Raw genomic sequence first — 23,266 nt, forward strand, 5'->3', positions numbered from 1 at the left:
CGTCAAGATCCTGCCGCTCCCACGGCATCTGCCAGCACCTCTGCGACCCGCTGCTGTTGTTCCGCGGTGATGTGCGGGAACAGCGGCAGCGACAGGATCCGGCGGGCGGCTTCTTCGGCAACAGGGAACGAACCGGAATGGCCGCCGGCATACGCCTCGCTGAGGTGAACCGGCACCGGGTAGTGGATTCCGGCGTGGATCCCGGCAGCGTGCAGCGCCTGGAGGACGGCATCCCGGTGCTGGACCCGCACTACGTACAGATGCCACACATCCACGTTTCCGGGGGCCTCCCGGGGGATCTCAACCCCCGGCACATCGGCCAGAAGCGCAGCGTACCGTTCCGCGGCCGCGCGCCGCCGCAGGTTCCATGCGTGAAGCCTGGCAAGTTTTGCCTTGAGAACCACAGCTTGCACCGTGTCCAGCCGCGAATTGAACCCTATGGCCTCGTGCCTGTACTTTTCAGAGCTGCCGTGCGCGCCCAGCAGTCGGACCCGCGCCGCAAGTCCGGGATCATTGGTCAGCACCGCTCCGGCATCCCCGGCGGCTCCAAGATTCTTGCCAGGGTAGAAGCTGGTCCCTGCAGCCGCGCCCAATGTCCCGGCATGGGCACCAAAGCGTGTTGCACCCTGCGACTGCGCAGCGTCCTCGATGATCACGGCACCGCAGGACTGCGCGATGGGCACCAGGCGCTCCACGAACGCGGTCTGCCCAAACAAATGCACCGGCACTATCGCTTGCGTACGGGATGTGACCGCAGCGGCGACCGCCTCAGGGGAAATCAGTAAATACTCCGGATCCACATCAACAGGCACGGGCACGGCGCCGATCCGGCTCACCGCCTCGGCCGTCGCGATGAACGTATTGGCTGGCAGGATCACTTCCCCGCCGGGGCATACACCCCCGGCCCGGAGTGCAAGTTCCAGCGCGTCGGTTCCGTTGGCAACGCCGACGCAATGCCGGGCGCCTAGAAAGGAGGCATACGCGGACTCGAAATTTGAGACGGCAGGTCCGCCTATAAAGGAAGCTGAAGAAAAAACGTCGGCCAGTTCCGCCATGACTTCCTCGTGGACCTCCGCCTGCTGCGCGGCCAGATCCACCAGCGGAACGCTCTCTACGTCTACCCCTGTGCTCATGACATCCCCCGAAACTTGAAGTTCTCCCCGTTGATTTCGTGCGCCGGCACACCTACCCACGTCTCGCCGTCGGGCACGTTGCTCAGGACCGCAGCGCCCATGCCCACCGTGGCGTACGCCCCCACGGACGTCCGTTCCCGCACACTCGCGTTCATGCCCAGGTACGCTCCCCGGCCAATCCGGACTCCGCCGCCCAGCGACACGCCCGCAGCGAAGGTCGCGAAGTCGGCCACGTCGTCGTCGTGCGTGAATGTCACCGACGGCATGGCAACCACGTGCGATCCCAGCGTGACCGATGCCGTGAGCGTGACGTTCCGCAGCAGGATGCTGCCCCTCCCGACACGGCACCCCTCCGGGTACTGGACGGAGGGATCCACGGCGATGGCATAACGGGCCTCGGTGAGGCCCATCGCGGTCAACCGCTCCACCACAGCTTCGCGGACCCTGCCGGAACCTATGCATACCAGGACGAACGCGTGCGTGTACTTCGCGGCGTCATCGATGGTCCCCAGTACGGGCGCACCGTCCACGGTCACGCCCGCCATTTCCTTGTCGTCGTCAAGCAGGCCGACGACGTCGTACTGGCCGCTGCTGCGCACCATCGCCAGGACTTCGCGGGCCAGGCCGCTGGCAGCTATCAGGATCAGCTCACTCATGTGCGCGTCCCCGCAGCTGCAGCCCTGATGGTGCTGATGATCCTGCCCAGTCCGTCGTTGTCCAGCTCGTGGTAGACCGGCAGGATCAGGGTCCTGTCGTTGAGCCGTTCCGTGTGCTGCAGCAGGGATCCGCCGGAGTCACGCCACCGGTAGGCAGGCTGGCGGTGCGCCGCCATGATGCCCCTGCGCGCCGAGATCCCGGCCTCGGCCAGCTTTTCCATCAGCCCGTCCCGCGTGGTCCCAAAGCTCGGCAGGACCTCCACCCAGAACGACTGGAAGTTGGTGGTGCCGTAAGGAGGATCCGACACCAGCCGCAGGCCCGGCACCCTCGAAAGGCCGGCTACGTACCGCGCCGCAATGTCCCGCCGCCGTTCCAGCACCGCCGGGAGCCGGCCCAGCTGGACGATTCCGACGGCGGCCTGCAGGTCCGTCATCCGGTAGTTGAACCCCACCTCAAGGTAGTCCTCGGAAGGTGTCAGCAGCGATCCGTGCCGGTCTGCGGCGGACACGCTCATGGAGTGCTCCCGCAGGGTCCTGGCCCTCGCCGCCCAGTCGGCCCGGTTGGTGGTGAGCATCCCGCCCTCACCGGTGGTGAGGATCTTGCGCGGATGGAAGGACCACACGGTGACATCCGCGCGCACACCCACCGGCTGGTCCTTGTACGTTGACCCCACCGCGCATGCGGCGTCTTCGACCACGGTGATCTCGTGGCGGTCGCACAGTTCACGGATGGGATCCATGTCCAGCGGAACGCCGCCCTGGTCCACCACGATCACGGCCCGGGTGTCCAAGGTAAGTGCGGCATGGATGGTCTCTGCCGTCACGTTCCCGGTGACCGGGTCCACGTCGCAGAACACCGGCCGGGCGCCCACGTAGGTGACCGCGTTCGCCGTGGCGATGAAGGACAGGGACGGAACGACGACGTCGTCCCCCGGCCCGATTCCCGCCACCACCAGCGCCAGGTGGAGGGCGGTGGTGCAGCTGGAGGTGGCCACGCCGTGCCGGACACCCTGGGATTCGGCAAAGCGGGACTCAAACTCCTTAACCTTGGGTCCCTGCGCCACCCACCCGGAGGCCACCACCTCGGCCAGGGCCCGGGCTTCCTCTTCCCCGAGCCAGGGCTTCATCACGTTGATCCGGGTAAGGGATGCTTCCGCAGTCATCGGGCACCAACCTTCCGTGCAGCGGCAATCTCGTCGCGCAGAGGCATCCACCAGCTGACGAGTTGCCGAAGTCCTTCTTCAAGTTCCACCTCGGTCTTGAAGCCAAGATCGCGTGCGGCAGCCGACGTGTCGGCCAGCCGGCGGGCCACGCCGTTTACCTGCCGTGCAGGCCCATGCTCCACTTCAAGACCAGAGCCCATCACCCGCAGCAGTGCCTGCGCCATTTCCAGCAGGCTGGTTTCCGCCCCGCTGGCCACGTTGTAGACTCCCTCGGCAATGTCGCTGCCGGCCGCCAGGACATTGGCACGCGCCACGTCAGCGGTATGCACGAAATCCATGGTCTGGAGTCCGTCGCCGAAGATCAGTGGCGGCTGCCCGTCCATGATCCGCTCCATCCACCGCACCAGGACCTCGGTGTACAGGCCGTGGACATCCATCCGGGGCCCGTAAACGTTGAAGTAGCGGAGGATCACGTAGTCGAGTCCCGTCATGGCACGGAAGCTGCGGGCCATGCCCTCGTTGAAGGACTTGGCGGCGCCGTAAAAGGTGTCATTGTTGGCGTGATGATGCCGTTCGGGGGTGGGAAACTCCTCGGCCATCCCGTACACAGAGGCGCTTGATGCTGCCACAAGCTTGTCCACTTTGTGCTCCGCGGCGGCCTCCAGGACGTTGAATGTTCCGTCTACCAGCACCTCAAGGGCCAGCCGCGGCTCTTCGGCACATTGGGTGATGCGGATGGCGGCCTGGTGGAATACCAGGTCCTTGCCTTTGGTGAGGTCATGGACGAGGTCCCGGTCCTGGATGGTGCCCCGAACCAGTTCAACCTGCCCGGTTGCCAGGGCACCGGAGAGGTTATCCAACCGGCCGCGGACCAGGTTGTCCAGGACGTCGACGTGCCGCACACCGCCGTCAAGCAGGGCGTCCACAAGGGTTGATCCGATGGTGCCGGCCCCGCCCGTTACCAGGACTCTGGCCCCTTCCAACGCGTTCATCGGGCACCCTCCAGTTCCGGGCTGTTTCCAGGAAATTCAGCATCGGGCGCCGAAAAGTCAGGTCCGGCCACGGGTGTCGGACGGCCATCCGAAGCCAGGCTTTGGTTGGCCGCTTCGAGGACGGATAGCACGCGGAGCCCGGAAGCGCCGCTTGTCCGGGCCTCCCGGCGATTGCGGATACAGGCCGCCAGCTCCGCTACCACCTGGCCAAGGGCCTCCCGTTCCGGCAGGGCGGGGGACCATGTGTCGCCCAGCCGGTAGGAAACGGCGGTTGACGTCTTCTCACCCACTGATTTCGGTTGCCGGTCCAGGCTTACCCCACGGTCGTACACGCTGAGCCGCTGCTGTGGGTTCAGATCGTCCCATACCAGCGTCCGCAGGGATCCGCCGATGACCATTTGCCGGATCTTGGTGGGGCTCAGCCAGTTCACGTGGATATGGGCGGTGGCATCGTTGGGAAGCCGGAAGTTGAGGTGTCCCACGCAATCGCGTCCGGTTCCCAGCGGGTCCGCGCCGAAGGCCGACACTTCGGCCGGATGCAGACCGCCCGGGAGGACGAAATCCAGGATTGCGAGATCATGGGGTGCCAGGTCCCAGAAAACATTCACGTCGGGCTGCACCAGTCCCAAGTTGATGCGGGTGGAGTCCACGAAAAGGATTTCGCCCAGGGATCCGGACTGAATCAGCTCCTGCATCTTTAGGACGGCCGGCGTGTAGCAATAGGTGTGGTCTGCCATGAGGACCAGTCCGTTTGCCTGGGCTTCGGCAACCATCTGCTGCCCGTGTTCCCTGCTGTCCGCCAACGGCTTTTCCACCAGGACGTGCTTCCCGGCGCGCAGGGCCGTCATGACCGTTCCATGGTGGGTGCGGGCCGGTGTCGCAATGGCCACGGCATCCACGTCGAAGTTGTCCAGCAATTCGTCCAGGGACTCTACGCAGGCAATCCCGCCGAGTGTGTCGGCCAACATCCGAGCCCGCTCAAGGTCGAGGTCACAGATGGCCACCAGGTCCCAATCGGGGCTGGCGACCAGATTGCGCGCCAGGTTTGGTCCCCAATAGCCGGCACCGACGACGGCGATCTGGAGTTTGCGGGCAGGTTGCGGGTGGGTAGGGGCACGGAATGGATTGGCGAATGCTCTCATGTCACTTTCTTTCCTGTGTATGTGATGTCAGTAGGCGCCGGACGGCCGGACGACGGCCCGAAACGTACGCCATAGAATCAGCAGGTCACCTGCAAGTGACCAGTTTTCGACGTAGTAGAGGTCCAGCCGGACCGCTTCATCCCAAGGAAGATCGGAGCGGCCGTTGATCTGCCAAAGTCCGGTGATTCCCGGCTTGATGAGGAGTCTGCGGTGGGTATGGCGTTCGTAGCCGCTGACTTCGCGAGCCAGCGGGGGCCGGGGCCCTACCATGCTCATGTCCCCTAGGACCACGTTCCAAAGCTGTGGGAGTTCGTCCAGCGAGTACTTGCGCATCCAGCGTCCGCAGCGGGTGACCCTGGGGTCATCCTTCATCTTGAAAAGCACCCCCGCCCCTTGGTTCTGCTGGTTCAGGGCAGCCAGGCGCGCCTCGGCGTCGACCACCATGGAGCGGAACTTGAGCATTCCGAACACCTGGCCGTCCTTGCCGATCCGGTCCTGCCGGAAGAGGACGGGACCGGGGCTGTCCAACCGGACGATCAGCGCGAGCACGAGGAGTACGGGTGAGAGGACCAAGAGGGCGATCAGCGCAGCCGTGACATCCAGGACCCGTTTCAAGACGTGTTTTGCTCCGGCGTACTGTGGAATATCCACGTGCATCAGAGGCAATCCGTCCACAGGCCGCCAGTGGATGCGTGGACCGGCAACATTGGTGAGGGTTGCGGCCAGAATGAGTTCCGTCGCGGACTCTTCCAGCTTCCATCCCAGCTCACGAATGAACCTGTTTCCGCCTGGTAGGGGACCAGCGACAATTACCGAGTTGGCCTCCACCGAGCGGACGGTACGGGCGATGTCATCCGTGGAGGAGAGCACCGGTACCGGTTGGCCGTCCACCCGCAGGCAGGCTCCCCGCCTTGCCCCGGGAAGGCAAGCGCCGAGGATCTCGTACACAGCCCCTGATTTGCGGACTTGCTGGACCACATAGCGAACATCCTCAGGATCGCCCACCACTACGGCGCGCGAGAGATGACGCCCTCTTGCCTTTTCGGCTGCCAGCCGCCGGCGAAACATCTTGCGGTTAGCCGTCAGGGCTACCAGGCCCAGGGGGAGGGAGACTGTTACGAAGGCGCTGGCACCGTGGATGGAGAAGACCACCGCAGCGATTGCCATCAGGCCAAAGATCCGCAGGGTGGCTGATGCGACACGTTTGTATTCGTCGGCACCGATGCCAAGTACCTTGGCATCCCTCGTATGGTAGGCCTCCAGTGCCCCCAGCCAGATGACCGTGAGTGCAGCGGCGGCTGCCGCTGCACCCCCATCTTTCGGTCCAACAGGTGAGAACCCGTCCTCGGAGAGAAGGAAACCTGTGTAGACAGCTGCCGTGACCACTGCGGCGTCAGCTCCCCTGAGGAGATTGAGATGCAGCGAAATCCAACTTGCCGTTGCTTTTCTGCTCCTGGTCTTCGCCCCGGGAGAAGTCGATGCTGACGGCGGCAGCGGAAACCGGGTTCCTGCGGTCTCCGCTGCCGCCGACTGCTGTATTGACACCCGCTGTGCAGCAGCGGGCGCAACGGGCCAGCCGAACGCAGCCTGCCGGGTTTTGGCTACTGGTATCTCTGCCATGGTTCCCCTTTCCGGCGTAGCCGCCTGTTCTCTGGCCGTGAAGCAAAACTAGCCGCAGAGGTGCGGGGTTTTGCCGGGCCGGCAAGTCCTTTGTGGATCCTGCAAGGGAAGGATGTGGAAACTGCGGGGACCTGCAGATTGCAGGACTTTAGGCCTATAGGACAGGCAGGACGTACGGCTCGGCGGCCGTGGATCCCTTGCGCGCGGCGAGGGCGGTCAGCTGCGCCCGGGACTCAACGCCGAGTTTGCGGTAAATGGCAGTGAGGCGCACTTCGACCGTGCGCACGGACACGTACAAGGTCGCAGCGATTTCCTTGTTGCGCATGCCCCGTGCCACCATCTTTGCCAACGCCCGCTCATGGTCCGCGAGCAACAGCATCGCCGGGTTGCCCTGCGGGCGGACAGGCTCCATGCGCTCATCCAGCAGGAGGGCATCCACATGCTGGGTCCATGCATCCGCACCCGCCTCGTCGAACATCACCTTGGCCCGGAGCAATGCATCCCGTGCGTCGCGCAGCCTGCCGAACGCGTGCAGCCGCTCCGCATAGCACATGAGGGTCCTTGCCCTTTCAAGGGTGTGCCCATTCCTGCCTTCGAGTGCCTGGCTGAAAAGCTGCAGCGACTGTTCGCCGTCCGCAAGCAGGGCACGGCTCCGGGCAACAGCCATCATCAGCCACGGGGACCGCAGCCCCACCCCACGGCTCTCGAGGCGCAGAAGCGCCTGCGTGGCCTCGTGGTGCCGGCCCAGGCGGATCAGTACCTCCACCAAGTCCGCTTCGCAGCGCAGGAGGGTGGGGTTGCTGAACCCCTTGCCGATGTCGACGGCGTGCGACAACTGGGCAACGGACTCCGCCAGATCGCCGCGCAACAGGGCGAAGTGGCCCTGGCAGGCCGCAAGCTGTGCCGTGATGGCAGGGTGGCTGTCCGCGCCCGCATACCGGAGCGCCTCGGTTGCGTAAGCACGGGCCTGGGCATCATCGCCAAGGGAGTGTGCACGCCACACCCGGAAGAGGTGCCGCGTCGCACGGTGGTACTTCAGTTCGGGTTCGGAAAGCTCAAGTTCGTCGATCAGCCGGACGGCTGCGCGCACGTTGCCGGCGCGGATCGCGTTGTCCACTGCCATGAATGCGGCGGTCTTCTGCCAGTTGATGTGGCCTGGTTCGTCCGAATTATTGAGCAGGGCAAAGGTTTCGTGGGCGCCTTCATAGTGCTCGGCGTACGTGAGGGCCCGGCCGTGCACCAAGAGGCCGGCTGCCCGGGCGGTGCCCGTTTGTTCCTGCTTGCGGCCAAGGTTGGCCGTGTCGCCGCCGATCGACTCGACCAGCAGCTTGGCGCGGTCGGCGATGCCCAGGCACTGCGCGGATGCTGACCCGCGGAACGCGTTGCTGTGGCGCAGGAGCTCGGAGGCTTCCTGCAGTTCCCACCGCTCGGCGTAGTAGAGGGCACCGATGGCCAGCAGGCTGGCGGCATAGGCCGGATCGTGCTGGCCGAACTCCTTCACAAGCCGGAGAACCATGCTGGAACGCACGGCGGCTCCTTGGAGGAACTGGATTTCGAAAGACAGGCCGGTCAGCCGAAGGATCAGTGCGGGGTTGCGGGTAACCCGCTGTGCCCATTCCAGGTAGCGGCGCGCGTACACGAACTCACCCCGGTTGAACAACAGTTCAGCCACGCTGGTCAGGCGCGCCGCCGTTTCCGCTTCCCAGGGGTTGATGGTCAGGGCGCGCTCAATATACTCGACCGCGAAACCCACCTCACCGCCGCGGATCAGGTCAACAGCGTGCCGCAGCAGCTGGAACGGGGTTTGCCGTTCCAGGGCGGTAAAGCTCAGGTGCCACCTGCGGGCATAAGGGTCCGTGTCGCCGGCTGCTTCCGCAAGGGCCCTGTGGTTGGCCGTGCGAACGGCCGGAGTCATGGCCATGAAGACGTATCCCCGCAGCAGCTGGTCACCGATCCCCAGATGGGGTCCCGTCCGCTTGACCAGGCCGGCAGCCAGCAGCTCGTCCACGCTCGTCCACACTTCGCGGTCGATCTTCTCGATCGTGGTGATGTCACTGCGGAAGGAAAGGGCCAGCAGGTCCAGGACGTTGCGGGCGCCAGGGGTCAGCGCACCCACCGCCGACGCGTACTCCGCATCAAAGCTGCTCCCGGAGGGCAGCGGGACGGGCAGCGCGTACTTGCCCTCTGCATGCCTTTCCAGCAGCCGGCCGTAAAGGTCGACGGCGGCAAGGGGGTTGCCGCCGGTAGCTGCGGCAACCGCGTGGGCGGCCGCCGTCGTGGTCCTCTTTGCGGGCAAGCTCTCCAGCATCCGTACCGTGTCGCTGTAGCCCAGCGGGCCAAGGGCCAGGGCAGGAAGGCCGCTGAAGGGGCTTTCCGGTAGGTCCTCCCGCATGCTGACAAACAGGACGATGTCCGTTCCCGTCAAACGCCTGGCTACGAATCCGATCACTGCCTGGCTGCTGGGATCCAGCTGGTCGGCGTCATCGAGCACGATGATGGTGCGTGACGAGGAGCGCTGGTGCAGGCCGTTGAGCAGCATGCTGGACACTGCCGGCACGCTCATGGCCCCGCTGGTGTCCCGCAGGAGCTCGTCGGCGATGCGGTTCAGGACGGGATCGTCCATGTCGCTCAGGAGCGCGGTCAGCCCCGATAACGGCCAGTCCGATTCGGCAGCGCTGGCGGACAGGAATACGGTGCGGTAATCGGAAAGAGTGGGAATGGCGGACAACAAGGCGGATTTGCCCGTGCCTTTGCTGCCAACTACCGCTAATGCGCTGTCCTTGGGCCCACGGATGACCGACATGATGCGGTCCAGTTCTTTGCTTCGGCCGATAAGTGGCATGGTGTCCCCATTCGTCGAGAAGGAGACCGCATTGCTGCACTTCCAGTACATGTCCCGGCATCCGCTCCCAGTGCGGATTTCTGCCGGTGCCTGCGAATATAGCGTCGCAACCAGCAGCCGCACCACATGGTTACCGCTGGATTCGATCAAGATTGGCGTCCGGACCTGCTCAAGGCCCTGTGGGGAGGTCCTCCTCCCCTGCCCCCACCGCTTAAGGGCCGTTGCAATCCCCTATACCTAACGAATTCGGAAAACCCGCAGCCCCTTACTTGCCTAACAGGGGGTAAACGGTAGGTAAAAAGCGAGTACCTACTACTCGTGATACCCGCATTAGGTAGGGGATAGTCTTCCTACACGGCCAGAGGATTGGCGATGGGTTGCTGGGGGACAGCGACCAGACCATGACCGGATTAAGCGTTAGTGCAGCCGCCGTAACCGACGCCTGCATTGTCAAGAATCCGAACTGTCATGAAGTGGTGAGGCAATTGTCGATTTCGCCCCAACTTCCAGCTCTGTTTTCCGAGCCGGGACTGTTATCTCCGCAAGCGTCAATCAGTGTGATCATTCCTACGCTGAATGAAGAAAAAAACATACCCTGGGTCCTGCGCCGAATGCCGTCCTACGTCGATGAGGTGATCATTGTGGATGGCCGCTCGCAGGACAACACGGTTGAGGTGGCCAAGGCAGTGCGTGCCGATGTGGTGGTGGTCAATGAAACCCGGAAGGGGAAGGGCGTAGCCCTTCGCTCCGGCTTTGCCGCTGCAACAGGCGACATCATCGTGATGCTGGACGCGGACGGGAGTATGGACCCCCGGGAAATCGGGTGGTTCGTTGCGCCGCTCCAGCATGATTTCGATTTCGTGAAGGGCTCCCGGCACGTAACCGGAGGTGGGTCGGAGGACCTTACCCGGTTGCGGAAGGCCGGCAACAGGGCCCTGACCCGACTCGCAAACGCGGTACTGCACAGCAATTACTCGGATCTCTGCTACGGATACATCGCCTTCCGTCGGGAATGCCTGCCGGTGCTGGAACTGGAGTCTGACGGTTTCGAGATCGAGACTGAGCTCATTGTCCGGGCTGCCAGGGCCGGCTTGCGAATTGCGGAAGTCCCCAGCCTTGAACTGGACCGTATTTCGGGAGCCTCCAACCTCCAGACATTCCGCGACGGCTGGCGGGTCCTCCACACGCTGGCCCGGGAGTGCACGGTGTGGGAGGCGCCGACGGCAGGCGCCCGGCCGGAGGCCCTTCGCCGCGTGAAATACACCTACTCCAACGTCCGCTTTCCGCGGCTCCCCGTGGACCCACACAGCGTCCTCACTCCGGCCAGCGCACACGACAACGTCCTTTTGTCGGCGGTGAGCCGGCATGCTTGACCGCATCAAACCCCTGTCTGTCTCAGTGGTGATCTGCGCCTACACCTTGGAACGGTGGGGCCTGCTGCTGGACGTCATCGAATCAGTCCGCAACCAGACCCTCGCACCGGACCAGGTGCTGGTTGTCATCGACCACAACAAGGAACTGCACGAGAGGCTCGTCGAAATCGTCGACGACGTCACCATCGTGGAAAGCACCGGACTGCCCGGTCTGTCGGGTGCCCGCAATACAGGCGTCGGGCTCGCCGAATCTGACATCGTCGCTTTCCTTGATGACGACGCCGAGGCGGCACCGGATTGGCTTGAACGACTGCTGGCGTTGTACGACGACCCCGACGTTCTTGCCGTGGGCGGGAAGGTTGTTCCGCTGTGGGAATCCGGCCGGCCGGGCTACTTCGCGGAGGAACTGGACTGGATTGTCGGATGCAGCCACCGAGGGTTGCCTCGTGTGGCTTCCGAAGTCCGGAACGTCATTGGAGCCAACATGTCGTTCCGGCGTGAGGTGCTGCGCCAGGTGGGTGGCTTCAACCAGTTGCTTGGCCGGAAAGGCACGTTGCCGCTCGGTTGCGAGGAGACAGAAATTTGTATCCGTTCCACCATGGGATCACCTGGCTCACGCATCGTCTACGAACCCGCGGCCCTGGTCCGGCACCATGTACCGGCGGAACGTGGCACCGTGCGTTACATGCTCTCGAGATCCTGGTCTGAAGGCATCTCCAAAGCCCAGGTCAGCCACATCGTGGGACAGAAACGTGCCCTCGGCCCGGAACGGCGGTACGTCCGCAGTACCTTGCCGCGCGCAGTGTTTTCCGGAATCCGCGATTGGAGCCGGGGTGGGAGCCCGCAAGGGCTGGGCCGGGCCGGGTCCGTCCTCGCCGTGCTGGCCTTCACATCCGCCGGTTACATACGTGGACGCAGGATCGCTCATGGCTCCACACCCCTGGATGAGCTCGCAATTGAGGACGCGCCCTGGCGGGAAGTCCAGTGAGCGGCGGCTGCTAACAGTTAAATGTCGGGGTGCGACGCGAAGTGCCGGGTCTTCATATCCAAGAAGGCCCGGCACTTCGCTGTCCAACGGTAGTTGCCAGGCCGACGCCGGCAAGCAGCACGTGCGGCACGCGCAGGCTGCGTGCGCGCTGCCGCTCGTGCCGCAGCACAGGGCCGGGTCCCCAGGCCCTCGCCTTTCACATCACGCCACGCTGTTCACGACGTCCCGGGGGAGGAAATCGACGCCGGTTCCGCAGCAGAGCGCCTGAACAATAACAGCCGCGCCCGGATGACTCTCAGACCTGGCCCGGCTCCGGCCGCCAGTACCGCAGTCCACCCTTGGTGGCACCGTCGTCGGCAACGTCCACCAGGGCATAGGGGAAAGCCTGGCGGTCCGATTGGTCGGGCCCCTGGCCGCGGACGTCGGATGACCAGGTCCCGGTGTTGATGTATCGGGTTGGAGAAGCCTCGAGTGTCGATTCGAGGGCACGGTGCGTATGGGCTGAGACATACCAGGCCACGCGGGAGCCGTACGTTTCGAGGATCCCCGCGACCCGGGCCGCCGCTGCGGGGGGCTGGCCGCCGCCATGGATGTTGCGCCCGGCGGCAGCAAGCACCATACGGGTGGCCGTCACGGGCAGTGCTGACACGGTCCGGAAACGGGAGAGGCGGGCAAGTTCCCGCACTGCCGTCCCGTCGAGCGTGAGCCGCAACGATTCGGTCTGCAGCAGCTCGTCGTAGGCAGGCCTCCCGACCCGGCGTTCCGCCCGTTCCGAGGCCACGCAGGCCCGTGCCACGGCTCCGGCACGGCTAAGCCGCGATGCCGTTGGATTCGCATGCCAGGCCGCCAGTGGGGGCAGGTCCAGCTCATCCGTGCCATTGACGGCGGTGCGGAGCACTTCGGGTATCCGGTGCAGCGCATGGTGGAGGTGCCCGTGTTCAGCCACGAGCACGCCGGGGACGTAAAGGAGCCAAGGGTGCACGCTGACCCGCGTGGGATCACCGGGGGACAGCAGCGCTGACAACCGCGCGGCCACCGGGGGCCGCGCCAACTCCACGTCGTGGTTGCCGCAGACGAAATGCAGCCGCACGCCCGCTGCAGCGCATGCCTGCAGCGCCCTCAACGTTTCGGGATGGTGCTTGAGGATCGACTCGAGCCTGGCAAGGCTCTGCGCTTCGTCCAGCCTGACGAGCTCAAACGTGTCACCAAGGAAGATGACGTGCTGCTCCAGGCCTGGTGGTCGGGTTGCGTACACCTCGCGGCGAAGGAACTCCGGCAGGACTTTCCCTGGGTGCCGGGGGTCGCTGTCCGACACGTCCAGGTGGAGATCGCTGAGGAGTACCCATCGCGCCGCGTGGTTCACGTCAGCAGCCCCAGGACACGGGGGAAAAGGAGGATGACCACCAGCAGCCACATGGCGCCGACCGCGATCCTGATGTTCACGGCGCGGCTGAAGAGCCGCAGGCTGGCCGGCTGTCCGGAGGCTGACCCGGTATGCCGGACCTCCAGCCCGATAAGGGCAAACAGCAGAACCGCAGCGGCAACCAATCCGGCGATATCGATCATGACGCGGCCTCCTGCCGTGCGCGTGCAATGCACGCAAGGATGGTTATGGCACCCATGGTGACGAGACAGGCCTGCCAGGACCAGACGGAGAGGTAGAACATCGCCGTGGATACCGCGGTAAGGCTGGCAAGGCCGAGTGCCAGGACGAGCAGTGCGCCCAGGCCGAGGTCGGTGACCCGCATAAGCCTGGTGAGCGCCTGTCCCGGGAGCAGGACGAGAACAAGGAGTGCGGCGACCGCCTGGATCGGTGTCGGCAGCCCGAGGAGGGACACCACGGAGAGGACCACGGCCGTGAGCGCGATCGCCATGGTGGGCCGGCTTACTGTACGGGCGTTCATGGCGCCACCCGGTACACTCGGGCGTCGCTGTTGCTGAACGCGAGATCTACGCCGTCTTGTGCCTTGAGCCAATTCTCCAGCTCCTCGAAACTGCGTGGGGTGGTTTGGCCTTGCAGTACAAGGCTCGATTCCGCGGAACTCATAAGCAGCAGGTAGCCGCCGCCGGGGTTGTGCTTTGCGTAACGGTAGACCAGCGGGCCGCACGTTGCCGCCGACAGGTCGGAGGGGCAAAGGTCCTCGATAGTCCGGTACCGGTGGTCCAGGTAGTCCTGGCTGCGCCACGGCGTTGGATGGGCTGCCGAGATGATCGCGGAGCCGGGTGGCGCGAGATTATCCACGGCTTGGACAGCGGCGATCTCATCGTCAGCGAACACGTCGTACTGTGCGTTGCCGAACCTGCCGGTCACGGTCATCACAGCGAGCAGGACACAGGCTGGAACCAGGACCACCGCGTTGCGGGACGAAAGACGCAAGCCGCCTGTGGTGGGGAGCAGGACCGAGCTCGCCTGCACGGCAATGAAGGGTAGTGCAAACAGCGACACGCGGATGAGCATTTCCCCGCCGTAGGCCTGCACGGGAAAGAGCAACAGGGGAGTGACAGCCAGGAGGACCACCCGGATATCGAGGCATCCCCGGCGCCAGTCGCGGATCGAACCGATCGTGGCGAGGGCCCAAAGAATAAGGGTGAGCGCTATCCGGATCTGGACCACCAGCACATGTCCCGCTGAACCCGTCGTGCGGTCCACAACGTTCGCTTCGATGGCGGTCTGCAGTCCGGCGTCCGCCAGGGGTGGGTGGCCCGAAAGGTAGGTGCTTGCCGGATAGACGAGCCACAGCACCAGCAGGATGCCGATGATGAGCGGCAGCCTGCCGGGCCACACCCGCCCGCTGAGGGTGAGGGCGGTGACGGCGATCAGTACCAGGAACGGCGTCAGTTGATGGCTTGCGCAGATGACGGCAATCAGGAGGAGGGTGACCACGAGGGCGCCGACCCGGTGCCCCGGACGATCATCGGCCGGCGTCCTCGCCTGCCACCATGATTTGAGACCGGCACGCTTGAAGCCGGGGAAAGTCGGAGCCTTGGCGGCAAGGGGGCCCATGAGCAGCACGATTACCACCAGGTACAGGAAGAAACCGAAGGCCTGGGGAGACAGATAGTCCTGGTCCTGCCAGTTGCCGAGGCAAAAGATCCAAAGCACCAGCCACCGCCGGCGCGGATCCTTCGTCAGGTAGCGGGCCAGCACGCCCACGGCCGTGAGCCACAAGCCCATGTTGAACACCGGGGCCCACAGGGCAACGGTCACCGGATCAATACCCGTCGCCCGGAGCACCGTTGCCAGGAGCGCAAAGAAGCCTGGCCAGTTGAAGTACGCATCGATGTTCGGGTCGACGCCGCCGGAGGTTGAAAGAGCGTCGGCAATGCCAAGGTGCCGGAAAGCAACCTCGCCGCGTGGGACATCCGTGACGAAAGCGGCCGCGCCGAAGAGCATCAGCACGAGGACTGCGATGAGCCACAGCATGACCGGCCGGCGCGCGGGCCCGGTGGCATCTCCCCGCAACGCCACGACGAAGGCGACGTTGACAATCAGAACGCCCACCCAGAAGGGATAGGGCAGTACAGCCACTAGCCCAAGGTCGCTGTTTACAGGTACTGCCACTGTGGCGGCACTTCCCACTGCCAGAGCCAGTGAGACGGCGCCTGCCACGGCGCACCAAATGTCACGGGCATTCCAGGGGTGTGCCCGGGTCCGGCTCGGTTGCTTCAGCGTGCTGGTCATGACGCCTCCTTTTTGGCGCGGCGGAGAATTGCGAGCAGTCGGAGGCCGACCACGACGGCCCCGACGTAAAGCACCACCATCCACGCAAGGGCCATGGCGCTTGAGCCCCTTTCAGCGGCCCATAGAGCCGAGACGCAGAGCGCGGTTCCGAGCACTACGCCGACCACGATGGCCTCTGTGTAGCGCCCCAGGACGCGGCAGACGGAGTTATAGGCCTGCAGCACTGCGTACGCCACGAGTCCGGCGGCCAGCAGCCGCAGGGCGACGGTGGACGCGTTTGCGTACCTGTCACCGAGCAGGTGGAGAAGAGGGTGGGCGAAGATAATCAGTACGACGGCGGCCAGGCTTCCAATGACCAGCGACCACCGGAAGCTGGTCCAGGTAGTGGTCGCCAGGCGGTCCGGGTCACGCACTCCCTCGGAGAATTGGACGATGCCAATCAGCATTGGTGCGGTGTATGCAGCCCAGGCCATCATCCATGCCGGGTACCAGTACGCAGCGACCTCCGGCGATACCAGGTGCGCCAGCAGCAGCGGCAGTACGAGTCCGGGGGCGCGTTCGGTAAGGGTGAGGAGTTGGTTTGGTATTCCCAGCATCAGCAGTGGCCTGTGGCGTGCCGGGTGCAGGGTGGGGCGCGGCCGATAGCCGACCAATTTCCGCAATTGGACGGCGCCGATGATGCACGACACCGCCGACCCAAGAGTCCAGCAGGCCATTAGCACGTCGGCGGAGGCACCGTGCGCCTGCCAGGCCACCAGCGCTGTCGCCGCGAGTGACGCCAGCCCGCCCAACGTGTACCTCAACGTCGCGCTGCCGCCGCGCCCCAACGCTACGAGAGCCTGGTCCAGCACCGTACACATGGTCCCCGCTACCGCTGCTACGACAAACGTGAGCCAAAAGAGAACCGACAGTGAGGCCGTGTCCGGGGCCACAAATGTCTCCAGCACGAGGTATCCGAGGGCAAGCACCGTGCCGGCGACTCCCACTATGCCGAAGGCTGCGTCCAACACCCGGGCGGGAGGCTCCCCACGCCCCACCGAGACGATCACGGCAGAACCAGTGCCGAGCACCGCCAGTTGTGTGCATATCATCACTGCCGAGACGGCGGCTGTGGTGAGCCCGACCTCACGGTCGAACGTAGCGTGCGCGGCCAGGATCCAAAAGGCGAAACCGGTACCGGTTTGCGCGGCCTTGGCTATGACAAGACCGATGGAGCTGCGCAGGGGGGAGTGCCGCCGGACGGTAGATGAGGCCTCTGGAGGCACTATCTCCCGTTCAGCCGTCACGACCTAGACCCCTAGCCATTCCCGCGTAGTTGTACCAGCAGAAGGCGATGTAGTAACGCAACCATTGAGGCTGGCCTGCGGCGAGGCTCAGTACGCTGCCCCGGGCTGCGGCAGCCGCCGGCAGGAGCGCCAACCGCGCACCGCGCCAGCCGTGCTTGCGGACCATCCGTCCCAGTCCTGTTCCGTCCATCAGGAACTGGTCGAGCGCGAAGTCGAAGTCGTCTGCGGCAAATCTGTGTTCAACGAGAACCCGCTGTGATACGCCGGTCTTCATTCCCGATTGCCTCATTCGCCACCGCAGTTCGATGTCCTCCCCTGACTTGAAAGAATCATCGAAGCCCAGGTTCAACATCAGGGTCCGATCGACCAACGTCGCTACCAGCCCGAACCAGTTGCGGCTGCGGCCGGTGCGATGGTGATGCGCCAGCGCCTGACCCCAGTAGCCAGGGCCGGCAACACTTTCCAGCCCGGCCTGGAGGGCGTCATATCCGTCCTCCACGAACTCGATAAGCAAGTCCGCGACACCGGTGGCACCAAATACGACGTCGGCGTCCACGAGCAGGACCCAACGTGTCGTGCTGCTGCGGACACCGAGGGTCCGGGCCCAAGGCAATCCACGGCCCTCGTCGCTTAGGACCCTGGCGCCGGCCTCGCGGGCGATGTCGACGGTTCGATCCGTGGACAGGCCGTCCACCACGATGATTTCGGCGACGCCTGACTGACGCAAAGCTGCGAGGCAGCCGGGGAGCAAGTGCTCCGCATTGCGTGCCGGAACGACCGCCGTGATGTCTGCTGTGCTGTGGGCCATCGTCCTAACCCCTTCAGATCTGCTCGTCGAGGACCGAAGGCAACAGCTCCTCAAGATGCCGGACGATGTCGTCCGACGCCTGGTCCGCGGAGTAGGCTTCAGGAACCTGCAACAGGTGGCAGGGACGGCCGTCGAGCGCTTTGTTCAGCACGAGTCCCTTCGCCGCGAAGTGCTCGCGCCAAGGGAGGACGGATGTGGCCGCCAAGCCCGTCACGACCCGCTGCGAGAAGCCCGCCATCTCGATATGGAAGTTTCCGATCATGCGGTCCACCATCCAATCGCTGGTCCGCTCTACAGCCCTGGTCCGTGCGCCGTCGTACCGCTCGATGTAGATGGCAGCGGCGAGCGGGGCCTGGGTGGTTATTTCACGGCCCGGGAATGCCGCCTGGGGGGTAACCATCCGGTGCTCGGGCGACCAGCGCCGGGAGAAATCTGCCAGCCGCGGATAACGGATGACGTAAGGGTGCACGACTGTGGTGAGGCGCCCGACGGGTCCGGAGAACCTTGAGGGGACGAGAGGTTTGCGGGCACCTTCGAACAGGTGCGGGTAGATGGCCCGGTGGTGGGGTTTGATAAACATCGGCTTCGCGTACCCGAGCAGCGTGGCGTCCTCAGCGAGGAATGCCCAGTCGTCTCCCATGAACGACCATCCTTCGCGTCGCATCAATTTTGCGGCGGTGCTCGTCTTGCCTGTTCCTCCGGCTGCGGGAAGCGCGATGGCATGCCCCCGGAATGCCATCGTTGCTGCGTGGAACATCGCTGCTCCCCGGGCCACCATGGCGGCATCGAGAACAGGTACCACTGTGGTCAGCAGCTCGCCCGGGCCGTGGATGCGCCAGTTGTCTGCATCCCGTACCACCTGGACCCGGTCGGCCTGGAAACGCACGCTGTGGTCGGTGTAGGCCAGTTCGTGCTCCACGTGGCCTGCATCGGGCATGAATTCCGGCTGGTCGTCGACGATGATTTCGGCTTGCCGTTCCGTGTCCGAGGCAAAGCATGCCAGCATGCTCTGAAGCTGCTTTGCTGCCGGGGCGTTCGCGTCGACGCTGATGTTGACGCGGCCGTGAATGTCGAAGTGCAGTGCCTTCGTCCGCCTGGTGCTCATGGTCCTCCCCTGTCTGATTAGTGTCAGCCGTGGTGTCCATACCTGGGCTCCAAGCCCGCCAGTGCCCCTATGCGGATTCGAAAACCACGGGGTGTGACTCCCCCGGCAGAATCGAGCGTAGGGTAGGGGCGCTAGGTAAACACCGGTAGTAGGTACTCGCTTTTACACCGGGTCCTACGTGGGGAAATTGGCCGTTACGCAGTAGATAGGGGTGGAGGGACAGGTCTTCACCCGGGGTTGGGTAGATTAGGGACCTTGCCGCATTGCCGTTGGGGGTATAGGGGGTACCTGGCCGACGGACCCCTCTGCGGGACGGCGGTTAACGAGGCGGGGAACCACCTGCAGCCGCATAGACGCGAACCCAGTCCACCCGCATCTCGCCAGGCCCGTTGGCGGTCCCGTCAGGAAACCAGTCCAATTGGAGCGTCTGGTGCATCGAACCCGGAGGCTGGTGCGCGGGATCGTTGTCCTCAAACCACTTCACCCCGTCGACGTAGCCGACTATGGCATGGGGAGACCAGTCAACGGCGTAGTTGTGGAACTGGCTAAGGTCCAGGGCCTTGGATACGGAAGTCTTCGAGTTCGAACATCCGTAATGGTGGAAGAAGTTGATGAGGCCCCAGTCACCGGTAGTTTCCATATAGTCCACTTCGCCGTCGCAAGGCCAGTCCCCGCTGTCCGGCCATAAAATCGCCACCATATGGTATTCATCGTCACCTGAACCTGCTGCCCGGACCTCCCACCGGCCGTACTTCTGGAGGCCAAATTTGGCGCTCATTCCAGCGGAAGTACCCCGTGCTGTTCCCGTAATAACCAAATTGGAGCCATCGACCGTCGCCTGCCGGGGACTGCGAATGCCCTTGCCTGCATGCCCGGCACTGTCGTACACGGACCACCTCGTGGCGTCCGGTTCACCGGTGTAGTCGAACTCGTCGCCGGCAATCGGCGAGCCCCAATCCCAAATTGCCGCGGCCGAGTCCGTCTCTGGCCCAGCAGGCCCCGACGGGGCTGCTGGAACCGAGGCAGGAACCGCCTCGTTGGCTGCCGGTTCGGCTAAGGGAGCAGAGCAGCCATACAAAAACATCGTCGCCACACCTATGGCGATCACATGTCGACGCATACGTCAGATGGTAGTGGCTCCAGCGGCGTGGTGCTGATGAAACTGTTGCCGCGCGCCGAGACGGGTTTTCCACATAACCGCCCGGACGCTGCCAAGGGACGCATCACGCGCCTAGCCTTGAGTCAAGCGCGAATCGCCTATCGGGTCCAAATGCACTAGGATATTGAAGTCTGTGCTGCGTCCTGCCTCCGTTCCGGCGGCAAGGCATTGCACGGAATCGCAAATGAACCTCCTGTTACGGAAATGCCGTAACCGCTTAGCCCAAAGGAGGTGGGTTCACATATGCGTCCTTACGAATTGATGGTAATCATCGACCCCGAGGTCGAAGAGCGTACCGTTGAGCCGTCGCTTCAGAAGTTCCTGAACGTCATCACCAACGATGGTGGAACCATCGAAAAGGTTGACATCTGGGGCCGTCGCCGTCTGGCTTACGACATCAAGAAGAAGTCCGAAGGTATCTACGCCGTGGTGAACTTCACCGCCAAGCCGGAGACCGCCAAGGAACTTGACCGCCAGCTGTCTCTTAACGAGACCATCATGCGCACCAAGATCACCCGCCCCGAAGAGCAGAAGGTTGTTGCTGAGTAATTCAGCCGTCTTCATTCTTTACCCCGCAGGAAACGCACTCTTCACCCAGGATCGAACAAGGAGGCAGTAGATGGCAGGCGAGACCACCATTACGGTCATCGGTAATCTCACCAATGACCCGGAATTGCGGTTCACACCGTCCGGTTCGGCAGTAGCGAACTTCACCATCGCTTCCACCCCCCGCACCTTTGATCGCCAGTCCAACGAGTGGAAGGACGGGGAAACCCTGTTCCTCCGCGCCGCTGTCTGGCGTGAAGCAGCCGAAAACGTTGCCGAGTCCCTGACCAAGGGCATGCGTGTCATCGTTACCGGCCGCCTGAAGAGCCGCTCCTACGAAACAAAAGAAGGCGAAAAGCGCACCGTTATCGAGCTCGAGGTCGACGAAATCGGCCCCAGCCTGCGCTACGCCAATGCCAAGGTCAACCGCACCCAGCGCTCCGGCGGACAGGGTGGCGGCGGCTTCGGCGGCGGCAACAGCGGCGGTGGCTTCGGAGGCGGCAACGCTGGTGGAAACCAGGGTGGCAACTCCGGTGGAGGCTGGGGCGGCGGCAACCAGCAGGCTGCACAGGATGATCCTTGGGCTACGCCCGGTGTGTCCAACGCAGGCGGCTGGGGCAACGGCCCCGATTCCGAACCTCCCTTCTAAAACCCATAAACGGCCCGGCGCGGGAGTTGCCTGGTGCGCCACGCACCCAAGGTACTGCCGCCGTCGGACCACCACCATCCCGTGGATCAATATCCACGGGCTCCCTAGAATAGGAGCTCCACGATGGCTAAGGCTGAACTCCGTAAGCCCAAACCAAAGTCCAACCCCTTGAAGGCCGCTGACATCACTGTCATCGACTACAAGGACGTAGCATTGCTGCGCAAGTTCATCTCCGACCGCGGCAAGATCCGCGCCCGTCGCGTCACTGGCGTCACGGTGCAGGAACAGCGCAAGATCGCCCAGGCAATCAAGAACGCCCGCGAAGTTGCTCTGCTGCCTTACTCCGGCGCTGGCCGCGGCTAAGGAAGGGATTAACTAACATGGCAAAGCTCATTCTGACCCACGAAGTCACCGGTCTCGGTGCTGCCGGCGATGTTGTCGAGGTCAAGGACGGTTACGCACGTAACTACCTGCTGCCCCGCAACTTCGCCCTGACCTGGTCGAAGGGTGGCGAGAAGCAGGTTGAGTCCATCAAGGCTGCCCGCGCCGCCCGCGAGCACGCTTCCCTGGAAGATGCTCAGAAGCAGGCCGCTGCACTGTCCGCCAAGCCGGTCAAGCTGGTCGTCAAGGCCGGCGAGTCCGGCCGCCTGTTCGGCACCGTCAAGCAGGGCGACGTCGCCGACGCTGTTGAGGCCGCTGGCCTTGGCAAGATCGACAAGCGCAAGGTTGAACTGCCCGCCCACATCAAGTCGGTTGGTTCCTACCAGGCCAACGTCCGCCTCCACGCTGACGTTGCCGCTGTGATTGAACTGGACGTGGTGGCAGGAAAGTAATTTCCCCTGCGCCACGTCAAAGACCCCCGCTGCCGGACTCCGGCGGCGGGGGTCTTTCGTTTGTGCGGTGGCGCCTCCTCCGGTGAACCCGGACCCGCCAACCGCCCCTTCCGGCAGACTCGTTGGGAATATCCGGCCCCTGGCAATGGTTCAGCGGTATAGATGCATATGCATGTATGATGGATTGAACGAGTACAGGAGAATGCCATGGAAACCCGCCGCATCACCGTCCTTTCCGCAGGACTTGGCGTACCCTCATCGAGCCGCCTGCTGGCCGGCCAGCTTTCAGCCGCCGTCTCACGGCAGCTCGGGGCTGCCGGCTACGATGTGGCGCTGGACGTCGTCGAACTCCGCGATCTGGCCGTGGACATCGCCAACAACTTTGTCACTGGCTACGCGGCACCGCGGCTGGCAGAAGTTATCACCAGTGTGGAGGCATCGGACGGCATCATTGCCGTGACTCCGGTCTTCAGCGCCTCCTACAGCGGCCTCTTCAAGTCCTTCGTAGACGTCCTGGATCCCAAGTCGCTGGACGGCAAGGCTGTCCTGCTCGGTGCGACTGGCGGAACGGACCGGCACCAGATGGTCCTTGACTACGCCCTGCGCCCACTGTTCAGCTACCTCCGGACGCGCATGGCGGCCACTGGAGTCTTTGCAGGGCCCCAAGACTGGGGAACCGCAGAGGAGGGCGCGGCATCCCTCGCGGACCGGGTCGAGCGCGCGGCCGGCGAGTTCACCCGCCTGCTGGAGGGGCCGCAGCCGGGGCGGAAGCCGGCCCCGTTGGAATCCCTCCCGTTCGAGCAGCTGCTTGCCGGTATTTCCGGCAAGGCGTGACGGCCTCAGCAAGGGGACCCGGCCCCCTGCAGTAGGGGAACCCCCGGGGCTGCCCGGCGCGTGCTTTGCCTCCATGGGGTAGGGAATAGGGGTTTTGCGGGGATTAGGGGCTGTGTCCCCTAGGGTTTAGGGGGCACGCCGGGGGTTGTTTTTGCTACCGGCACCGCCAACACTGAACAACCTGGGGATTGGCTGAGTATCCAACACCGGGGAGTGAAGTTGATGGACCATCCACTATCTAATTCTGGCCACTTTGAGCACGTCCCCAAGGCGTCCTGGTCCTACGGCGGGCCCCGGAAAAGGGGGCTGCGGGCCCTGTTGACTGCGCTTCTCCTCGTGCTTGGGGGTGGTTTGGTCGTGCCGCTAACTGCGTCGGCTGCCACGGGTGATGTTGGTGTTGAGGGTCCGTCGCATTCGGGGACGGGGACTCCGACGGGTACGAAGCGGGCGACGAG

General features: G+C 64.2%; 22 protein-coding genes. 7 read left to right on the forward strand and 15 right to left on the reverse strand.

From position 1 onward, the window contains the following. Positions 1-2: 2 nt before the first annotated feature. The 7 genes from ACR65J_RS17260 to ACR65J_RS17290 all read right to left on the reverse strand — a co-directional run bounded on the left by ACR65J_RS17260 (position 3) and on the right by ACR65J_RS17290 (position 9,548). Positions 3-1,133 (reverse strand): DegT/DnrJ/EryC1/StrS family aminotransferase, encoded by a 1,131-nt coding sequence (locus ACR65J_RS17260; protein WP_440171371.1) that lies wholly within the window; start codon positions 1,131-1,133, stop codon positions 3-5. Next, complete coding sequence (locus tag ACR65J_RS17265; protein ID WP_440171373.1) at positions 1,130-1,789, reverse strand: acetyltransferase; 660 nt, start codon at positions 1,787-1,789, stop codon at positions 1,130-1,132. The genes ACR65J_RS17260 and ACR65J_RS17265 overlap by 4 nt, the downstream gene beginning before the upstream one ends. Continuing rightward, positions 1,786-2,952 (reverse strand): DegT/DnrJ/EryC1/StrS family aminotransferase, encoded by a 1,167-nt coding sequence (locus ACR65J_RS17270; protein ID WP_440171375.1) that lies wholly within the window; start codon positions 2,950-2,952, stop codon positions 1,786-1,788. The genes ACR65J_RS17265 and ACR65J_RS17270 overlap by 4 nt, the downstream gene beginning before the upstream one ends. Continuing rightward, entirely contained in the window at positions 2,949-3,944 is a 996-nt protein-coding gene (locus ACR65J_RS17275; protein WP_440171377.1) for an NAD-dependent epimerase/dehydratase family protein, read from the reverse strand. The genes ACR65J_RS17270 and ACR65J_RS17275 overlap by 4 nt, the downstream gene beginning before the upstream one ends. After that, entirely contained in the window at positions 3,941-5,086 is a 1,146-nt protein-coding gene (locus ACR65J_RS17280) for a Gfo/Idh/MocA family protein (RefSeq protein WP_440171379.1), read from the reverse strand. Before ACR65J_RS17280 ends, ACR65J_RS17275 begins: the two co-directional genes overlap by 4 nt. Positions 5,087-5,113: 27 nt before the next feature. Next, positions 5,114-6,706, reverse strand: coding sequence for a sugar transferase (locus ACR65J_RS17285; protein ID WP_440171381.1), 1,593 nt, complete (start codon positions 6,704-6,706; stop codon positions 5,114-5,116). Positions 6,707-6,860: 154 nt separating this feature from the next. Beyond that, a complete protein-coding gene (locus tag ACR65J_RS17290) occupies positions 6,861-9,548 on the reverse strand; it encodes a helix-turn-helix transcriptional regulator (RefSeq protein ID WP_440171383.1) in 2,688 nt (895 codons plus the stop codon). Positions 9,549-10,024: 476 nt separating this feature from the next. On the opposite strand from ACR65J_RS17290, the gene ACR65J_RS17295 reads away from it, so the two are divergent. After that, positions 10,025-10,921 carry a glycosyltransferase family 2 protein gene (locus tag ACR65J_RS17295; RefSeq protein ID WP_498794978.1) on the forward strand — a complete coding sequence of 299 codons (897 nt, stop codon included), beginning with the start codon at positions 10,025-10,027 and terminating at the stop codon, positions 10,919-10,921. Continuing rightward, positions 10,914-11,909 (forward strand): glycosyltransferase family 2 protein, encoded by a 996-nt coding sequence (locus tag ACR65J_RS17300; RefSeq protein ID WP_440171387.1) that lies wholly within the window; start codon positions 10,914-10,916, stop codon positions 11,907-11,909. Before ACR65J_RS17295 ends, ACR65J_RS17300 begins: the two co-directional genes overlap by 8 nt. A 295-nt stretch (positions 11,910-12,204) precedes the next feature. Here the strand turns inward: ACR65J_RS17300 and ACR65J_RS17305 are convergent, their stop codons facing one another. The 8 genes from ACR65J_RS17305 to ACR65J_RS17340 all read right to left on the reverse strand — a co-directional run bounded on the left by ACR65J_RS17305 (position 12,205) and on the right by ACR65J_RS17340 (position 19,910). Continuing rightward, positions 12,205-13,272 (reverse strand): hypothetical protein, encoded by a 1,068-nt coding sequence (locus ACR65J_RS17305; protein WP_440171389.1) that lies wholly within the window; start codon positions 13,270-13,272, stop codon positions 12,205-12,207. Further along, positions 13,269-13,475: a hypothetical protein gene (locus ACR65J_RS17310; RefSeq protein WP_440171391.1), complete on the reverse strand. Its 207-nt coding sequence runs from the start codon at positions 13,473-13,475 to the stop codon at positions 13,269-13,271. The genes ACR65J_RS17305 and ACR65J_RS17310 overlap by 4 nt, the downstream gene beginning before the upstream one ends. After that, the gene (locus ACR65J_RS17315) at positions 13,472-13,813 is read right to left on the reverse strand and encodes a hypothetical protein (RefSeq protein WP_440171392.1); all 342 of its coding nucleotides are present in this window, start codon (positions 13,811-13,813) and stop codon (positions 13,472-13,474) included. Before ACR65J_RS17315 ends, ACR65J_RS17310 begins: the two co-directional genes overlap by 4 nt. Further along, entirely contained in the window at positions 13,810-15,591 is a 1,782-nt protein-coding gene (locus tag ACR65J_RS17320; protein ID WP_440171393.1) for a glycosyltransferase, read from the reverse strand. Before ACR65J_RS17320 ends, ACR65J_RS17315 begins: the two co-directional genes overlap by 4 nt. Further along, the gene (locus tag ACR65J_RS17325) at positions 15,588-16,877 is read right to left on the reverse strand and encodes a lipopolysaccharide biosynthesis protein (RefSeq protein WP_440171395.1); all 1,290 of its coding nucleotides are present in this window, start codon (positions 16,875-16,877) and stop codon (positions 15,588-15,590) included. Before ACR65J_RS17325 ends, ACR65J_RS17320 begins: the two co-directional genes overlap by 4 nt. Continuing rightward, complete coding sequence (locus tag ACR65J_RS17330) at positions 16,867-17,685, reverse strand: glycosyltransferase (RefSeq protein WP_440171396.1); 819 nt, start codon at positions 17,683-17,685, stop codon at positions 16,867-16,869. Before ACR65J_RS17330 ends, ACR65J_RS17325 begins: the two co-directional genes overlap by 11 nt. Before the next feature lie 13 nt (positions 17,686-17,698). Beyond that, positions 17,699-18,790, reverse strand: a complete 1,092-nt coding sequence (locus ACR65J_RS17335; protein ID WP_440171398.1) for a hypothetical protein — start codon at positions 18,788-18,790, stop codon at positions 17,699-17,701. 319 nt (positions 18,791-19,109) lie between these two features. Next, positions 19,110-19,910, reverse strand: a complete 801-nt coding sequence (locus ACR65J_RS17340) for a glycoside hydrolase family 16 protein (protein WP_440171400.1) — start codon at positions 19,908-19,910, stop codon at positions 19,110-19,112. A gap of 282 nt (positions 19,911-20,192) precedes the next feature. On the opposite strand from ACR65J_RS17340, the gene rpsF reads away from it, so the two are divergent. The 5 genes from rpsF (at position 20,193) to ACR65J_RS17365 (ending at position 22,811) form a co-directional block, all read left to right on the forward strand. Beyond that, the gene (gene rpsF, locus ACR65J_RS17345; protein ID WP_015939036.1) at positions 20,193-20,498 is read left to right on the forward strand and encodes a 30S ribosomal protein S6; all 306 of its coding nucleotides are present in this window, start codon (positions 20,193-20,195) and stop codon (positions 20,496-20,498) included. Between the two features lie 70 nt (positions 20,499-20,568). Continuing rightward, positions 20,569-21,144, forward strand: a complete 576-nt coding sequence (locus tag ACR65J_RS17350) for a single-stranded DNA-binding protein (protein ID WP_440171402.1) — start codon at positions 20,569-20,571, stop codon at positions 21,142-21,144. A gap of 123 nt (positions 21,145-21,267) precedes the next feature. Then, entirely contained in the window at positions 21,268-21,507 is a 240-nt protein-coding gene (gene rpsR, locus ACR65J_RS17355) for a 30S ribosomal protein S18 (RefSeq protein ID WP_003800144.1), read from the forward strand. 17 nt (positions 21,508-21,524) lie between these two features. Further along, a complete protein-coding gene (gene rplI / locus ACR65J_RS17360) occupies positions 21,525-21,977 on the forward strand; it encodes a 50S ribosomal protein L9 (RefSeq protein ID WP_018769834.1) in 453 nt (150 codons plus the stop codon). Positions 21,978-22,184: 207 nt separating this feature from the next. Further along, positions 22,185-22,811, forward strand: coding sequence for an FMN reductase (locus ACR65J_RS17365; protein WP_440171404.1), 627 nt, complete (start codon positions 22,185-22,187; stop codon positions 22,809-22,811). Positions 22,812-23,266: the final 455 nt, after the last annotated feature.

This window comes from Arthrobacter sp. SAFR-044 (assembly GCF_059414985.1).

Coding starts and splice junctions, on each gene's coding strand:
- ACR65J_RS17260 (WP_440171371.1), bottom strand. CDS start 1,133: ATGAGCACAGGGGTAGACGTAGAGAGCGTTCCGCTGGTGGATCTGGCC.
- ACR65J_RS17265 (WP_440171373.1), bottom strand. CDS start 1,789: ATGAGTGAGCTGATCCTGATAGCTGCCAGCGGCCTGGCCCGCGAAGTC.
- ACR65J_RS17270 (WP_440171375.1), bottom strand. CDS start 2,952: ATGACTGCGGAAGCATCCCTTACCCGGATCAACGTGATGAAGCCCTGG.
- ACR65J_RS17275 (WP_440171377.1), bottom strand. CDS start 3,944: ATGAACGCGTTGGAAGGGGCCAGAGTCCTGGTAACGGGCGGGGCCGGC.
- ACR65J_RS17280 (WP_440171379.1), bottom strand. CDS start 5,086: ATGAGAGCATTCGCCAATCCATTCCGTGCCCCTACCCACCCGCAACCT.
- ACR65J_RS17285 (WP_440171381.1), bottom strand. CDS start 6,706: ATGGCAGAGATACCAGTAGCCAAAACCCGGCAGGCTGCGTTCGGCTGG.
- ACR65J_RS17290 (WP_440171383.1), bottom strand. CDS start 9,548: ATGCCACTTATCGGCCGAAGCAAAGAACTGGACCGCATCATGTCGGTC.
- ACR65J_RS17300 (WP_440171387.1), top strand. CDS start 10,914: ATGCTTGACCGCATCAAACCCCTGTCTGTCTCAGTGGTGATCTGCGCC.
- ACR65J_RS17310 (WP_440171391.1), bottom strand. CDS start 13,475: ATGATCGATATCGCCGGATTGGTTGCCGCTGCGGTTCTGCTGTTTGCC.
- ACR65J_RS17315 (WP_440171392.1), bottom strand. CDS start 13,813: ATGAACGCCCGTACAGTAAGCCGGCCCACCATGGCGATCGCGCTCACG.
- ACR65J_RS17320 (WP_440171393.1), bottom strand. CDS start 15,591: ATGACCAGCACGCTGAAGCAACCGAGCCGGACCCGGGCACACCCCTGG.
- ACR65J_RS17330 (WP_440171396.1), bottom strand. CDS start 17,685: ATGGCCCACAGCACAGCAGACATCACGGCGGTCGTTCCGGCACGCAAT.
- ACR65J_RS17335 (WP_440171398.1), bottom strand. CDS start 18,790: ATGAGCACCAGGCGGACGAAGGCACTGCACTTCGACATTCACGGCCGC.
- ACR65J_RS17340 (WP_440171400.1), bottom strand. CDS start 19,910: ATGCGTCGACATGTGATCGCCATAGGTGTGGCGACGATGTTTTTGTAT.
- rpsF (WP_015939036.1), top strand. CDS start 20,193: ATGCGTCCTTACGAATTGATGGTAATCATCGACCCCGAGGTCGAAGAG.
- ACR65J_RS17350 (WP_440171402.1), top strand. CDS start 20,569: ATGGCAGGCGAGACCACCATTACGGTCATCGGTAATCTCACCAATGAC.
- rpsR (WP_003800144.1), top strand. CDS start 21,268: ATGGCTAAGGCTGAACTCCGTAAGCCCAAACCAAAGTCCAACCCCTTG.
- rplI (WP_018769834.1), top strand. CDS start 21,525: ATGGCAAAGCTCATTCTGACCCACGAAGTCACCGGTCTCGGTGCTGCC.
- ACR65J_RS17365 (WP_440171404.1), top strand. CDS start 22,185: ATGGAAACCCGCCGCATCACCGTCCTTTCCGCAGGACTTGGCGTACCC.